At 41.8% G+C, this 15,727-nt stretch carries 11 protein-coding genes; 3 read left to right on the forward strand and 8 right to left on the reverse strand.

Translation table 11 applies throughout. The features are described from left to right. Positions 1-41: 41 nt before the first annotated feature. From ASG46_RS01000 to ASG46_RS01030, 7 genes are all read right to left on the reverse strand, one after another. The gene (locus ASG46_RS01000; protein ID WP_056702958.1) at positions 42-785 is read right to left on the reverse strand and encodes a (S)-benzoin forming benzil reductase; all 744 of its coding nucleotides are present in this window, start codon (positions 783-785) and stop codon (positions 42-44) included. 103 nt (positions 786-888) lie between these two features. After that, positions 889-1,386, reverse strand: a complete 498-nt coding sequence (gene essA, locus ASG46_RS01005; RefSeq protein WP_056702632.1) for a type VII secretion protein EssA — start codon at positions 1,384-1,386, stop codon at positions 889-891. After that, complete coding sequence (gene esaA, locus ASG46_RS01010) at positions 1,367-4,264, reverse strand: type VII secretion protein EsaA (protein WP_056702635.1); 2,898 nt, start codon at positions 4,262-4,264, stop codon at positions 1,367-1,369. The genes essA and esaA overlap by 20 nt, the downstream gene beginning before the upstream one ends. Beyond that, on the reverse strand, positions 4,261-8,736 hold the full coding sequence (essC, locus tag ASG46_RS01015) for a type VII secretion protein EssC (RefSeq protein WP_056702638.1): 4,476 nt from the start codon (positions 8,734-8,736) through the stop codon (positions 4,261-4,263). Before essC ends, esaA begins: the two co-directional genes overlap by 4 nt. Before the next feature lie 51 nt (positions 8,737-8,787). Then, complete coding sequence (essB, locus tag ASG46_RS01020; RefSeq protein WP_056702639.1) at positions 8,788-10,101, reverse strand: type VII secretion protein EssB; 1,314 nt, start codon at positions 10,099-10,101, stop codon at positions 8,788-8,790. A 14-nt stretch (positions 10,102-10,115) separates the two neighbouring features. Next, positions 10,116-10,355: an EsaB/YukD family protein gene (locus ASG46_RS01025; protein WP_008345897.1), complete on the reverse strand. Its 240-nt coding sequence runs from the start codon at positions 10,353-10,355 to the stop codon at positions 10,116-10,118. 95 nt (positions 10,356-10,450) lie between these two features. Continuing rightward, positions 10,451-10,744: a WXG100 family type VII secretion target gene (locus tag ASG46_RS01030; protein WP_003213769.1), complete on the reverse strand. Its 294-nt coding sequence runs from the start codon at positions 10,742-10,744 to the stop codon at positions 10,451-10,453. 407 nt (positions 10,745-11,151) lie between these two features. Between ASG46_RS01030 and ASG46_RS01035 the strand changes: the two genes are divergently transcribed. From ASG46_RS01035 to ASG46_RS01045, 3 genes are all read left to right on the forward strand, one after another. Further along, the gene (locus ASG46_RS01035) at positions 11,152-12,381 is read left to right on the forward strand and encodes a PucR family transcriptional regulator (RefSeq protein WP_007500450.1); all 1,230 of its coding nucleotides are present in this window, start codon (positions 11,152-11,154) and stop codon (positions 12,379-12,381) included. A 110-nt stretch (positions 12,382-12,491) separates the two neighbouring features. After that, a complete protein-coding gene (gene ald / locus ASG46_RS01040; RefSeq protein WP_048002196.1) occupies positions 12,492-13,628 on the forward strand; it encodes an alanine dehydrogenase in 1,137 nt (378 codons plus the stop codon). 116 nt (positions 13,629-13,744) lie between these two features. Then, positions 13,745-14,341 (forward strand): biotin transporter BioY, encoded by a 597-nt coding sequence (locus tag ASG46_RS01045; protein WP_017358928.1) that lies wholly within the window; start codon positions 13,745-13,747, stop codon positions 14,339-14,341. A 49-nt stretch (positions 14,342-14,390) separates the two neighbouring features. Here the strand turns inward: ASG46_RS01045 and ASG46_RS01050 are convergent, their stop codons facing one another. Continuing rightward, positions 14,391-15,719: a Na+/H+ antiporter family protein gene (locus ASG46_RS01050; RefSeq protein WP_008345907.1), complete on the reverse strand. Its 1,329-nt coding sequence runs from the start codon at positions 15,717-15,719 to the stop codon at positions 14,391-14,393. Positions 15,720-15,727: the final 8 nt, after the last annotated feature.

Consider the following 15,727-nt stretch of genomic DNA (forward strand, 5'->3'; position numbering starts at 1 on the left):
GATAAGCTGTCTTTGCTTGTACAATACGAAAAAAGCAGCCGTTATGACTGCTTTTTTTCATACTCACGGGCATCATATACACAACCGCCAGCTGGGTCATCTGCTAGAAGGTCGAGTAAAATACCGGCCACTTCATCTGGGCTCTTTAACGTACCTGTTTCATGTAATTGCTGAAACCGTTCAATTTGTTCAAAGTCCTGTTTGGAGGATTTCCGAATCTCTCCCTGCATATCCGTATCAATCGTACCGGGTGAAAAGGAAAACGTGGTGACAGGATATGCTTCGTCCTGCTGTTCCTCATGTAAAGTCCTCATAAACATATCAAGCCCTGCTTTTGAACTGCAATAGGCACTCCATCCTTTGTACGGGTTTTTAGCTGCCCCAGAAGAAAGATGCACGATGGTTTTCTTCCCTTCAAGAGATTGTGTCTCCCTCACAAACACGTGACTGAGCAAAACAGGGATGACAAGGTTCAGCGTATAATGCTGATGAAGCGTATCTTCTCCGCCTTGCCCTGCACGCTTGATAGGAGTCACCATTCCTACATTATTGACAAGCAAGACGTCATCAGCGTCTGCGAGAGTTTGCGAGGACAAGATGCCCTGAAGCCACTTTGCAGCCGATACCTCATCAGTGAGATCGACCTGTGAATGCGTGAGGTGTGGATGGGATAGTGGCGACTCACTTCTTGCAGCGGTATACACGTTATCCCCGCGTGAAAGTAGCTGTTTGACAAGTGCTAAACCAAATCCTTTTGATCCGCCTGTGACGATTGAAATTCGAATGACAATCTCCTCCCTTGATAACACTATTTTAAATAGTGAATCGGTCTCACATCAAGCAATCTGCATCTGCATAAAGAAAAGCCTGCCCTTTTCATAAGGCAGGCTATTTCTTTTCCGTCTTCACATTCACCTTTGGAATGAGAATGATCATGACCATGATGCCAAAGGCGATCAAGATGCCAAAAATGATTGGTAGAAGCGCCGATCTCTGCTTTTCATGATCATCGCCAGAAGGCGTTGATACAGCCGAATCGCTGAAAGAGATATTCATCTCTTTCATCATACGAGCTGGCGTTTTAGGCGGATTGTCTTTCAGATCACTAAAAAGCTGCGGCGCAAGTTGACCACCAGAGGTCTTAGGCGGGTCAGCAAAGTGAATGTCCGTTTTGACTTTAGATGTTGTTTTGCTTTGTTCGTATTTCGTTTGATCCCTCAATATACTCGAATTAATATTGAGGTTCTTTTCTTGATATTCATTCGGCTTGACATTCGTATCCGTATCTTCACCTGTAGCAGCAAAAGCAGCAGGACTGAGGAGAAAAAGGGATATGACACCAAGTGCCATCCCTTTGACGAATAGATTAAGTCTCATGAGTGACATCACGTTCCTCTGTTTTGTCTTTCCATAGCTTCTTCACTAGTGGAATGACCATGAACAATATCGTTAAAATCAGTAGCCCTGTGATGCCCATACCGAAGTTGTCTCCATTTCCATATTGGATGGACAGATACACGTCTGTCACTGGATTTGTAAAATGGAAGTTTGGCATGACCAAATCAATTAACGGTGCAACAAAGAAGAAAATAAGCGCCGTTGCTGCCATCCATCCGGCAATTGAACCGAAAAGGAAAGCTGTGCGAATGAAGGCAGAGCATGCCACTAGCAGCAAAATCGTAAAGATCGACCATTGAATGGCTTGGTCATCAGCTAGTTTGTAAATGTTGAGTCCAAACAGACTGATCATGAGCCCGACTAGCAGATTTAAAATACCAAACAGTGCACCTTTGACCAGCATTGGCGCTGACGCATAGTACGAGCTAAAAAAGCCAATCAACAAACTGCTGATCATCACAATAACCAAAATGACTACTGGCGGTACAGTCTGCGTTTTTTCTTCTGGCACATCGCCGCTAATTTTCAGCGGATTGGCTAAATGGTTATACACATAGTTGCTGTTGCCTTGATCGTCTAAAGTGTTGCCTAAAATACCCTTTAAATCTTGTTGAACAAGCTTCGTAGAATTGACATTCTTACTCCAGTTTTCGTTCAACGTATCTGCTTTTTCTTGAACGGTTGTGACACTTTCTTCAATATTATTCGTATAATCCGCCACCCCTTTTTGGCGGTCAGTTAACGAACTCATATTTTCAGAAAGACGAAGCACTTCCTGACCAATTGAATCCTGTGCACTCACAACAATCGAACTGCCCGCAAGGTCTGCCGTATACACAGCATCTCCTTGATCAGCCATTTGTTCAGCTACTGTGTCCGCACTTTCAGAAATGGCATTTAACTCCTGTTCCATGCTTGCCTGCTGAGTCGAAATGTATTCTGCGTAGCCATCTGAGAATTTTTGCATCTCATCAATAAAGGTAGACACATCATCATTTGACGTCAGCATTTGATTTTTGAGTGTATCCCAGTTTTCCGTTTCTTCTTTTTTGATGGAAAGGATGGACTGGATTTCATCTCCTTTTGTGTCTAGTAGAGATGAGTTGTTTGTTGGTTGATATAGATTCCCAAGCATCATCTCTAGCTGAGACAGTTGATTGGAGTATTCCATTAACTTTTTGGTGCTTGTTGAATTTGTTTTAAACTCTTGATCAAATATTTTTGTATCCAAAGTGTTGCCAATCGGCGAGTTTACTCGTTTCAGCTCTTGCACTTTGTTTAAAATAGAGGATTCCTGATTTTTGATTTCATTCGGAATGACGTTATATCGATCTTGTAACCTTAGAATCATCTTTTCAAGCTTCTCTACTTTTTTCGTGAGGCTTTCAAGCTCCTTACTCATTTGACTTACTTTGTCTTTCAATTGGTCGTTATGAGCGGCCGATTTTTCTTGAATCTTCTTTTTCACTTCTTCTAAACGATTAGACAGTGCTTTTAGGTCATCTTTTGATTGATTCGTGCCGCTGTTATCTGGCTGAACAGCATCCTGACCATTTTCACTCTCTTTATCATCTTCATTAGTAGGAGGTGCAGTCTGATCTTCTAATTGATCAGCTAGATCGTTCATTTCCGATGAAATTTGCGAGAGTTCATTTGTTTCATCATCTAAGTTAATGCCAATCTCTTCTGGGTTCTCGTTATCTTGATCTGATTGCCCGTCATCATCAGGATCAGCTGGCTGCTCGGGCGCGTTCATTAGCTCTTCCCTTTTTGCCTCTAGCTTATTCTGCAAGGCGATGATCTTACTTTTATAGACATCTAAGTACTGACCTTCATAATTCTTCAACAGTTCTTCTTGAGACGCCTTCACAAGGTCCGTTAATCCCGACGATTGCTTAGGGATTGCTTCTTCCCTCGACTTTTGAACAGATTGAATTGCGCTGTCCGTTGTTTTAAGCTGACTTTGGACCCCATTGATATCGGTTTTGAGTCCGCCCATTTGATCGCTAAAGCTGCGGGCATTTTGGTTTTGAATCTCCGCAAGCTGTTTGAGTCCTTGCTGGATTTGTTTTTTGCTTGTCGATTGCGCTTTGATCAAGAGATCCTTTTGTTTGTCTTGATACTGCTGATATTGATCGACTACTTTTACGAAATCCTTTAGCTGGCTTTTCGCTTCTTCTGTTGTACTTAAACCGTCTTTATACTGTTTTTGTGAATCGGCCATCGCATTTTTTAGTTCTTCTATTTGTTTCTTCTGCTGCTGGACGGCATCAGATAGTTTGTTTGAATTTGGCTTATAGAAGTTGTACATCGTGTTTTGGAATTCGACCTCTTTGCCAACAATATGCTCAAACTCTTCTCTGACATTGCCGATTTCCTGTGATACAAAACTCCAATATAAAGTCGACATTTGTTCATTCATTTTCTTTTGAGCATTTTCTAGCTCTCTTTGTACTTTTTCTTTATTCACTGCATTGAGCTGATCTTGGATTGAGAATTGGATAGATGCCTTCTCTGGATGATCCTTATCATAGCTCAGCACATTTTTAGAGAAGTCAGATGGAATATAGAGAACTGCATCGTACTTTCTATTTTTCAGGCCATTTTCTGCCGCACTTCGATTGACGACTGTCCATGTGTAATCTGGACGCTCTGATAATGCCGCCACCACATCCTGTCCAAAACGAGCGGTATTTTCACTTTCGCTCGCCCCCATATCTTCATTGACCACGGCAATGTTACGTGTGGCATTCTTTTTCTGTTTTGCCGGATCATCCCCAATGAGATGGAAAAATAGAACCGGCAAGACGAGAATCAGTATCATGGTCGACACGATTTTGATGGAGCTTTTTTGCTGCTCTGTCATTGAACACTCTTCCTTTCTACCGCACATAAAGGAACCTGGATTTTCTTCTCTTTCCCGTTTTCAACCAAATATCCGAATCCTGGCTGAATCTCTGGTTCTTGTCTTGCATACGGAAGCGGTATGATGTTTTGCTCTGATTTTTTCATCAGTAACATGGCATGACGAACCTGTTTAATTTCGTTTGTCAGTGCATCATAGCCTTTACTGAATTCGGTATGATTTCCTGATGCGATCAGGCTGAAGCCTAAGTGTGCATATGATTTCATGAAATCTGCCAATTGATCTTGAAGACGCGGGTCGATTGTCTGCTGAAAACGCGTAATGCCATCAATCACAAGCACAATTTGAGAGAACGACAACTGATCAATCTCTCCCCGGCGCACAGCTTCGACGTACATCTCTTCACGCACCTTGAATAAACGATCTATTTCCTCTGCCCATTCTGTGATATCATCCTTTGTTTCAAGGTAATCAATGTTTTCTTCTTTTGCATAATGAGAGAGCCCCCGATCAATCGAATCAAAGACGGCCAGCTTCTCAGGTTTTGCTACTAATAGCTGATCAAGCATTAGTTTGGTCACATTTGTTTTCCCTCGCTGCGTTTGACCGATGATGAGGCAATGTTTATTCTTCTTCAAGTCAAAGTAAACAGGTGCAACAGATTCCTCATCTAGTCCGACTGGAATGTCATACGGCTGTTTTTGTTCTTCTAAGCGACTCTCTAGCTCCCAAATGGTCAGCTTATCAGGAAGCATCGGCACAGGTTTTGGTTTTTCAGCTGATTCAAAGCGAGCATCTAGAAGCTGGATCTCTTGTTTTAAATGCTCAAACAATTCGAGATCGTTCTCTCCTTCAACTGGCAGGAACATTTGGGCAAAATAAAGCTCTTCTTTGTTGATAATGACTCGTCCTGGAATTGGCTCTAAGCTGAATTTCGGTCTGCCAATAATGGAGTATGCCTCTCCTTGATCCATTAAGTAATGGACAATCTTTGTTTTCAAGTTGTTCATAAGAGATTGACGGACTGCGTTGACACGAGTCGCTGTGATTAAGAAATAAATGCCTAACGATTGGCCATCACGGCTTAACTGAATAAATTCAGATTCGAGTTCATGCATTTCGTCTTTCACAATGTCAAAGTTGTCAATCACGATAAATATGAATGGAAGCTTTTTCTCATTCAGCGCATTGTACATTTTGATATGACTCATTTCCTGCTGTCTAAATAAACGCTTGCGATATTCAACCTCTTCACGAAGACGCTTCATCGACTTTTGAATCTTTCTCATTTGATCCATTAAGAAATAATCAGCCGTATGCGGAAGTTTGGCAAGCGGTAGCAAGGTGCCGTTACCGAAGTCATAAATATATGCATGCCATTCTTCAGGTGAATATCTTTCTGCGAAGCTCATAAGCAGTGTTGTTGCAGCAAGTGATTTGCCGTAGCCGGATGAACCGAAGATACCAATATTTCCATCCTCCATCATTTGATAAGAAAGTGGATGCTGGCTTTGCTGATCTGGCTCATCGACAAGAGCGAAATGGAAGACGTGCTCCTCACTTGATGCATAACGTGTTTTTGGAATACGCTCTTCAAGCGGTGGAAGCCATGGACTCGGAAGCTTTTCAATTCCAAGCTCCTGTTGCATACGTTCAATTTCATCCACAACAGCGGAAATTTCCGTCACTGTCTCTTTTTTCACAGCCGGCTCTGTACTCACCCCTGATAATGGGATCAGTCCAGTGTCCGTTACAATGGCAATGTCATCTTCTGATCCGTAGCCATCTTCCATATACGGTGCACCGCTCCACGCCGATTGGAATAATTCATAGATTTCATTGTTCCCCACTTGCAAATATCCACGACCTGTCACGGTTATCGACGCGGCATCACTATTTTTCAAAATTTCCTTACTGTCTGATGCATCTTGTACCTTTAATGCGACTTTAAAGCGGGAGTTACTCCAAATTTGATCATCAATGACCCCGCCAGGCTTTTGTGTCGCCAAAATGAGATGGACACCGAGACTTCGTCCAATCCGCGCGGCACTAACAAGCTCTCTAATAAATTCTGGCTCTTCACTTTTTAATTCAGCAAACTCATCAGAGATTAAGAACAAATGAGGCATCGGCTGTTCCGCCTTTTTCTCTTTATAGAGTTTCGTATAGTCATTGATATGATTCACATGATACTGATCAAACAAGCGCTGTCTTTTCTTCAGTTCACTTTTAATAGAGGCAAGCGCTCTTTCACTAAAGTTTTTGCTGCCTTCAATGTTTGTGATCGTACCAAGTAAGTGCGGAATATTTCGGAACGGCTGCGCCATTCCGCCCCCTTTGTAATCAATGAGCAGGAACGCCACTTCATGCGGGTGAAAGTGTACAGCCAAGGATAAAATATACGTCTGTAAAAACTCACTTTTTCCTGATCCCGTTGTTCCTGCTAATAGACCATGTGGGCCATGTGCTTTTTCATGCAGATTCAGATCGACAATATCGTTTTTTCCTTTATAACCGATAGGCACAGATAATGACTTTGCTGTTTCAGATGTCAGCCATTTTTCACGAATGCCAATGTCATCTACCTGTTTGGCATGAAACAAGTCAAGGAAGGAGACTGTTTCTGGAATCGAGTTGGTCATCCCGACTTGATGATCTAATGTTCTTAAGGTTCTGGCAAACAGCTCATTGTCCGCTCGCTCATGTGCATCCAGCTGAAATGGAATTCGTACGGCCTTCTTATGCTGAATGAGAATATCTCCTTCTTCTTCGTTAATGTAACGAACAAGCGTTGAAATATTTTCTGCCAAGCTTTCCTTTGTTTCTGCCGCAAAGATAATTGAGATGCCTAAATCCGTCCGGCTGCCTTCTAGGTATTCTAAAATCACATGTTCCGCAATGAGTTCATGGTTTGTCACGATAAACACAAAGTGAGGCGTAAAGATTTTTTTCTCTTTTTCCTCTTCCAGATCACGCTCTCGCAAAATTTCATAAATAGAAGACAATAGCTGATCACGTGTTTGTTCGTTGTATATAAACCCTTTCCCGTATGTATGAGGAAGTTGGAAGTGCGGCAGCCATTTCATCCATTCCCAGTTCTCATACTCCTGTTCATTAAAGATAAAAACAAATCTCAAATCATGATAGCTGTGCGAGAAAGCAAGCTGGCCGACAAGCTGGTGAAGCTCATTTTTGACAATTGCTGGTTTTCCTATTAATCCGGTTGGACCGTCCGCAAGACCGAACGTAATCGGTACATCTTTTACCTCGCGATAGACGTTTTGCATATGCTGGGTTTGTTCCATTAAGTCATCGATGTCACGATTGGCCATATCGCCGCCGCTCGTCGATAATTCATAACTTGAAGGAACTGCACCTGTCCCTAGACGCAGCTGTAAAAAATCATCACTGACAAGCGTCTTTTCCCAAATACGCCCGCTGATTTCTGATGTCAAATATTTCATTTGTTCAAATGATGGATAATGATACGTTAAAATAAATTGTTGACGGTCATACAGCTCTTGCAGCTCTTTCCGCTTATTTTCTAAGTAAAGAGAGTAAACGCGTTGCCGCTTCTCTTCTCGTCTTTTGCGCTGTGATTTCTCTTTAAAATATTGAACGGACGATGTAATTAACGTCATAATAAACATTGCCATCGACACGACAATAAAGATGCCTCGCGGCTGTACAAGGGCCACGATCCCCATGACAATCAGCATGACAAGCGGCGGGAGAACCACAAGCCAAAGTCCTCTGCCGTTATTTTCACTCTCCTGTGAAGGAAAGCTGAAAGACACCCGGTCATCTGGCAGATCGTAAATCAAACGCGGTGTTCGTCTGTATAAAGGATATTTTTGTTTCGTTTCGGTACTCGGCGGCCTTGTTTTTTCTAAACGTGTTTGAAATGGTTCAAATGCTGTTACTTGCAATAAATCATCATCTTTCAATGACAGCGTCAAAAAGTTCCAAAACAGCTCATCTCCAGCAAGAAGCTGCTGTGGACCGTGCAGCTGTTTCCCGTTCACATAGATCGTTTCATCTTGGGGAATGACATACCAAGTGCCTTCTATTTTTTCCAACGTGAAGGATTTGGCATCTTGAAACATTGAATGAGCTTGTTCTTTCCACACATCCGCTTCATCTATTTCTTCACTTGAAATAGTCACTTCGACTCTATTTCCTAGGTAATAAATGGTTTGATCATGATGTGAATCCATCAACATGAGTGTGAGTGAACCAACCTGATATGGTTCATGTGGAAGTAAGTGACCTTTCTTTTTTTCGCCCTGATAAAGAGAAAAGCCGTCATTCGTTTCATCTGGAGATAAACGAATCAATCCTTCATCAAACGAAAGGGAAGGAATCGTTACTGTATGCTCTATTTCAGGTCCAATCACAGCTTCCCGGTTGAACTGCTCATCTAAACGGACGGTTTGATAATCTTCCTCATAAAAAACCCATAGAAGACTCAAACGCTCCACCTCCTCATCGGACAGCACCAACTGTCAGTTGTATCGAAAGAATTATTTTTTCTCATCTTTTTTCGTCTGAGAGGTTTTCTTTTTTGCATCAGATTCTTTCTCTTTTTTCTCCTGATCGGCTTTTGACTGCTCTTTTTGTTCAGCTGTTTCATCTGTTTGGCTTGCATCTGAGGAGTCATTGGTGCTCGTCTCCGTTGTTTCTTTTTCTTCATACTTCGCCATTTCCTTAATGATTGGGTCTAGCTGTTTTTGTTTTTCTTCAGCAGATAGGCTGTCGTCATTTTGAATTTCATTGCGGTAGGCGACGAGTGCTGTAAATATGTATCGGTCGTCCCCGAGCACCCTTGCAATATCCAGAGCTTCCTTGCTATTGCCTTGTCCAATATGAATCCAGAACAGGAAGTATTGCGGGTCTGTCTGCAATGTGTACGTATCCGTGATTTCTTTTTTGTGCTGGTCAAGCAATAGATTCCCTTGATTCGTTTGCACATACGAAATGGCCAGTTCATATTGAAGAGAGACTGGCATTTGATCGGCTTTGTATTTTTCGAGCGTATCCACCACTTGGCTGTACTGTTTGTTGAGATAATATTTGTTCGCTTCCACATACGCTTCTTGTTTCGGCATGGCGAAAAAGAACGTGTAAATGGTATACACCAATGCAGGAATCAAAAGAACAAGGAGACCAAGTCCAATGTATCGTTCGATCTTCCATTTCTTTTTTGGAATGGTTAAGAGCGTCTTTTCTTTTGCTTCGATGGCTTCTATTTTTTGTTGAATCAAAGCAGACAATTCTTCCAGCGACTGTGTATCACTTATTTCCTTTGCCTGCTCAGATAATTTCAACGTATCATGATAAGCCAAATATTCTTGAAACTGATATTCATGGTCCACCACTCGAAGAATGACGGCTTTGACCTCTTTTAACAAACGTTGTTGGTCGGTTTCATATGGCGGGATGCTTTCTTTGACCCCGTAATGCAAAAATGCAGGCGCTAAGCCTTGATGAAAAACAATGTTTTCAGGAGAAACAATAGGATGCAGCCGCTTCACGTCGTGTTTGCACACTGCATCGACAAGCTGGTATGAAAAAATCCATTTGCTTTTTTCATCCTTTGCATGGATGAAACGAAATTCCTGATAGGCAGGAGGCGGTTGAATCGAAATGATGACCTCACCTTCGGTTAATTGGATCTCTTTTTTAAATGAAGGATTGATGTCTTTAATCGGTGCCGCTTCTAAACCGTCTAAGAGTTTAATTGTCTCTCTTTGAAAAATGAAGGTGTAAGTGCCTTCCTCTTTTTTCATGATTGCTTCTAATTGTTCTTCTAAATAGGAACTCTTTTTATCTGCCATTTACAAAAGTCCTTTCATAGTATTTCCAGCCTGTCTCCTGTGGTGATTCCACAGTCTGACAGCTTATATTCGCCTGAAAACACAGCTTTCTTATTGACTACACGCACCCATCCGCCATCTCGTTTAGGTAGTGAGATTTGTTTTGCCTGCCAGGCGATATGGATGACTTGTTTAATATGTAAATAATTTGATAGTCTCAAATCAAACACACTGCCATCATAGTTTTTTAAGTCGATGGTAATATCGATATACACAAATTTCCACCTCACAAAATAGAAAGAGCGCCGGCATCAACTGACAGACTCGGCGCTTTTTCTGCTTTTCACACTTAGAAAGGAAATCCCCTTGATTAGCCGCGGATTTGGCTAGCGATGTCTTGGTCAGTGCTTTCAAGTGTATTTGCAGTTTGATCAAGCTGATTGCTGACATCTGTTAATAGATCAGACATTTTGATGAATGAAGGTTTAAGCTGTTCGTATTGATCAGCAAATGCTTCACTAGAAGCACCTTCCCACATTCCTTTTAGGTCAGAGATCATTCTATTTAGACGATCAACTTGGTTTAACACTTCTTGACTTTCAACACCATATTGCTTAGCGGTCGCTCTTAGTTCTTCTGGGGTTACGCGAATAATTCCTGACATATTCCTCATTACCTCCCGTGCATAGCCGCCATATAATGGGCTAATCCACTTATTTTTTGACGTTATTATTATAAAAACAGAAATGATACACAGTCAAACAAATCTGTTTTTATTTTACAAAATGAGTCTATAGAATTACTGTTTTTTCGCTCTTTATCTAGTATTTAACAATTTTTTGGTCATATATTCTTAATAAAAGGGCGTGCACTTCGATGAATCTTTCCGCCTATTGATTTTTTACTACATTATTATTGTACTATTTCTTTTTGTGATCAACGCATGACCAATGTGCTCATTTCTCAAGCTTTTTGTTTTTTTAATGATTATGGCATTTTTTTATTGATTTACGTACCTGATTCTCTTCATAATGTAAGTACGTGAAATATTCGAAAAAGCAGGGGTTTTTTATGACAAAAAAGACAGATCCGTTTAAGTATAGCCTTGATCGTTTAGAGGATGTGGCAGACCAAATTAGTGATGTGCTCAATTGCCCTATTACTATAGAAGATACTCATCATCGATTATTAGCCTATAGCACACATAATGATTTCACTGATCCCGCCAGAACTTCAACCATTATCTCCCGCCGTGTACCGGAAAAAGTCATTAATCGGCTTTGGAAAGACGGTATCATTCCTACACTCCTTAAAACAGATGAACCGCTTCGCGTACCTCAAATTGCAGAAGTCGGTCTATCCAGCAGGGTTGCCATTTCCATATGGAAAGACAAAGAGGTGCTCGGCTTTATCTGGGCGATTGAATCCACGCAGCCTTTTTCAGATGAAGAAATGGACCTTCTCAAGATGGCAGCACATGCCGTGAAAAACAAATTACTCAATTTACAAATTCGAAAAACGAAAACAGAAGAACGCAATCAGGAGCTATTTTGGAAGATGCTCACAGGACATATTCATGAAAAGGATGAGATGCTTGATCTCTTCTTGAGACTTGGGATGAGGTGTCCAGACACGTATGCCATTATTATCTTTCGCCTTCGTGATGAACTGACAGAAGATACGGAAAAGAAGCTCTCCTATCTACTTGAAACAACGCAGCAAGTGCAGGTGCTTTTAACGACTGTTGATTTTAACGAATTCATTATTCTTGTCTCGCCAAAAACAGAACATCCGCTTCAAGATATTAAACAATTCACAAGCGGCATGCTAAAGCAGTTGTCTGATCGGTATCAGCTCCATGACGTTCAGGCGGCCATTGGTGGAATTTACGATCACATTACTCATATTCAGCCATCCTATAAAGAAGCACTGGCCGTCTTAAAAACAAAAGAACGCTTTCCTGTGGAAACAGAACGTTTAAACAGCTTTTCTGAACTAGGTATTTATCAATACTTAGATGTGCTTGCAGAAAAAAGAAAGGGATCGTCTTATTCTAGTTACTCTTTATCAAAGCTTGAGGATTACGATCTCAGGCATCATTCCAACCTCGTCGAGACCCTTGAACGATTTATTGATTGTGACAGCAACGCCAATATCGCCGCAAAGCAGTTAAATATTCATATCAACACACTGAACTACAGACTGAAGCGGATTACGGACATTGCAGAAATTGATTTAAAAAACATGAATGAGAAAATGACCATTTATCTTGATATGAAGCTAAAAAACGTCCCTTTGTGAAATTTCACAAAGAGGCGTTTTTTAATTTTTTCATTCAACTGAAGAATTTTCTAAACTTTCAGGATACACTAGACATACAATATCAATAGATAAGCATAGGAGGAATTGATATGATCATCGGCATTCCGAAAGAGATTAAGAACAATGAAAACCGGGTCGCATTAACACCAGGAGCAGCATCTCAATTGCTTTCAGCTGGACACCAGATTTTAATTGAAACGAACGCTGGTTTTGGAAGCGGATTCACTGATGACGATTATGTATCTGTTGGTGCAGAGATTCTTGATCAAGCGAAAGATGTGTGGGCATCTTCTGATATGATTATGAAGGTAAAAGAACCATTACCAGAAGAATATTCATATTTCAGAGAAGGTCTGATCTTATTTACGTACCTGCATCTTGCAGCAGAGCCCTCCTTGGCTGAAGCATTAAAACAAAAAGGTGTGACAGCCATTGCTTATGAAACGGTAACGGACGGAAAATCACTCCCTCTATTAACGCCAATGTCTGAAGTTGCAGGTAGAATGGCTGCTCAAATTGGTGCTCAATTTTTAGAAAAGCCAAAAGGCGGAAAAGGCATTCTGCTCGCAGGCGTGCCAGGAGTATCGAGAGGGAAAGTCACCATTATTGGCGGCGGTGTCGTTGGAACAAATGCAGCGAAAATGGCGATCGGACTTGGCGCAGATGTCACTCTTATTGATTTAAATGCGGAACGATTACGTCAGCTGGACGATCAGTTTGGTCATCAAATGAAAACGTTAATGTCTAATCCTGTTAACATTGCAGATTCAGTGAGCGAGGCAGACCTGCTCATTTGTGCGGTTCTCATCCCAGGTGCCAAAGCTCCAACCCTTGTCACAGAAGAAATGGTGAAACAAATGAAGCCTGGTTCTGTCATTGTCGATGTAGCCATTGACCAAGGCGGGATTGTGGAAACAATCGATCATATCACAACACATGATCAGCCTACTTATGAAAAGCACGGCATTTTACATTATGCTGTTGCCAATATGCCAGGAGCGGTTCCGAGAACATCGACCGTTGCTTTAACAAACGTCACGGTCCCATACGCACTGCAGATTGCAAATAAAGGCGCTGCAAAAGCGATCAAAGAAAACAAGGCGATTGCTGAAGGCGTCAATGTGATGAACGGACATATCACCTATGAAGCTGTCGCTCGTGATCTCGGCTATGATTATGTGCCTGTTAGTAAAGCCCTTGAAACCTCTTCCATGACCGAAGCTTAATATCCAGCCCGCCCTTTTCAGGGGCGGGTTTTATTGTTAACCTAAAATAAAAATGAGTTGACAAAAGAACCTCTTCCCCTTAATCTATTTGTACAGATAAGACAGGGGGAAATATCATGCAAAAGAAGACAAGAACAGCTGACTTTGTGCTCGTCGGGATGTTTGCTGCACTCATGGCTATCGGAGCCAATATCACATCCATTGTGCCATTTTTGCAGGTCGGCGGAATCCCACTTACGATGCAGCCGTTTTTTTGTGTACTTGCTGGTCTTTTGCTGGGCAGACGACTTGGCGCATTGGCCATGATTGTCTATGCTCTTGTTGGGATCGCTGGTGCACCTGTATTCGCACAGTTCTCGGCGGGTCTCGGCGTTATTTTAGGAAAAAGCGGTGGCTTTGTGTTATCATACATTCCTGCTGCATGGCTTGCCGGATTCATTCTTGAAAAAAGACAAAACCCTGGTTTTGGCCGCTTTTTATTTGCAGCCATTGCAGGAACGACCGTGATGTATGTGATCGGGACAACTTATACGTACATCGCATTAAATGTATGGCTGAACGCACCAATCTCTTATCAAACCACATGGTTATTCATGATTTGGTTTATGGTAAAAGACTATGCACTGACCATCCTCCTTGCGATGCTGGCACCTAAAATTTATCGATCAGTTTCAAAAGCCACATCCTTTCGAAAAGAACAAACAGCTTCCTAATATCAGAAAAGGTTCCTTTACTCTATATGAGTAAGGAACCTTTTTTCATTTATAGCATAATTGCCGCAAGCCAGCCGAACAAGACGAGCGGGATATTATAAAAGGCGAATGTTGGGACACATGTACCCCAAATGTGGTGATGCTGTCCATCCATATTCAGTCCAGATGTTGGTCCGAGTGTACTGTCGCTTGCAGGTGAACCTGCATCTCCTACAGCCGCAGCTGAACCAATAATCGCAATAGTCGCCATTGGGCTGAACCCTAAGTGTAAACAAAGCGGTACAAAAATCGTCGTAATAATCGGAATCGTTGCAAATGATGAGCCAATGCCCATTGTCACTAGCAGACCCACCAGTAGCATTAAAATGGCCGCTAAGCTTTGGCTGTTTCCGATAAATTGAGAAGATGCCTTGACGAGAGATTCAATATCTCCTGTTTTCGTTAAAACATTGGCAAATCCAGCTGCAACAAGCATGACAAATCCGATAAATGCCATCATGTTCATGCCAGATGTAATCAGCGCATCTGCTTCATCGCGTTTCATCATTCCCGTTACAAACAAGACAAGCAAGCCTGCAAGCGCACCGAAGATCATCCCTTCGACTCCAAGGCTTTGAGAGAGATATAACTGAACAATAAGTGATACAAGGATCGCAAGTCCAGCAAAAAATAAGCTCTTTTTTGTATATGCTGATTTTTCTACATCCGTAATGTCACGATTTTCATATGTTTTTGGCTTACGATAGACAAAGAGTGAAACGATCAAGCCAAGAACCATGCCGCCTACAGGAATCAGCATCGCATACGGAATGTCTGCTAAATTCACTGTTAAACCTGCATCTTTCATGTTGTCACGAAGCATTCCGTGAAAAATCTGTCCAAAACCGACCGGAAGTAAAATATATGGTGCAGTAAGTCCGAAAGTCATCACACATGCTAGCAGTCTGCGGTCAATTTGAAGCTCGTTAAACACCTTTAATAATGGTGGGATTAAGACCGGAATAAAGGCAATATGAACAGGAACAACGTTTTGAGAAAAACAAGATACGATCAAAATGACCAGAATAATGAGCACTTTTGATAATGTTTTTCTTCTTGAATCGCCTTCTTTTCCAAGAAGCTTTACTGCTCCTTCGACCATGGCATCAGGAAGACCCGTTTTCGTCAGTGCGGCTGCGAATGCACCTAATAGTGCGTAACTAATCGCCACTGTCGCATTTCCGCCAAGACCGTCAGTGAACGCTTGAACTGTTCCCCCTAGACCTAATCCACCTGCAAGTCCGCCCGCTAAAGCGCCAAGTGCCAGCGCAATCACGACATTGACCCGCAGCAAGCTTAATATCAACATTAAAACAACCGCTAAAACAACTGCATTCATGGTGAAAC

Origin of the sequence: Bacillus sp. Leaf49, assembly GCF_001426125.1 — a bacterium.
Lineage (GTDB): Bacteria > Bacillota > Bacilli > Bacillales > Bacillaceae > Bacillus > Bacillus altitudinis.

What these genes read in the sequence shown, in the direction of transcription:
- essA (WP_056702632.1), bottom strand. Translation starts at nt 1,386, where the DNA reads ATGTCACTCATGAGACTTAATCTATTCGTCAAAGGGATGGCACTTGGT.
- esaA (WP_056702635.1), bottom strand. Translation starts at nt 4,264, where the DNA reads ATGACAGAGCAGCAAAAAAGCTCCATCAAAATCGTGTCGACCATGATA.
- essB (WP_056702639.1), bottom strand. Translation starts at nt 10,101, where the DNA reads ATGGCAGATAAAAAGAGTTCCTATTTAGAAGAACAATTAGAAGCAATC.
- ASG46_RS01030 (WP_003213769.1), bottom strand. Translation starts at nt 10,744, where the DNA reads ATGTCAGGAATTATTCGCGTAACCCCAGAAGAACTAAGAGCGACCGCT.
- ASG46_RS01035 (WP_007500450.1), top strand. Translation starts at nt 11,152, where the DNA reads ATGACAAAAAAGACAGATCCGTTTAAGTATAGCCTTGATCGTTTAGAG.
- ald (WP_048002196.1), top strand. Translation starts at nt 12,492, where the DNA reads ATGATCATCGGCATTCCGAAAGAGATTAAGAACAATGAAAACCGGGTC.
- ASG46_RS01045 (WP_017358928.1), top strand. Translation starts at nt 13,745, where the DNA reads ATGCAAAAGAAGACAAGAACAGCTGACTTTGTGCTCGTCGGGATGTTT.
- ASG46_RS01050 (WP_008345907.1), bottom strand. Translation starts at nt 15,719, where the DNA reads ATGAATGCAGTTGTTTTAGCGGTTGTTTTAATGTTGATATTAAGCTTG.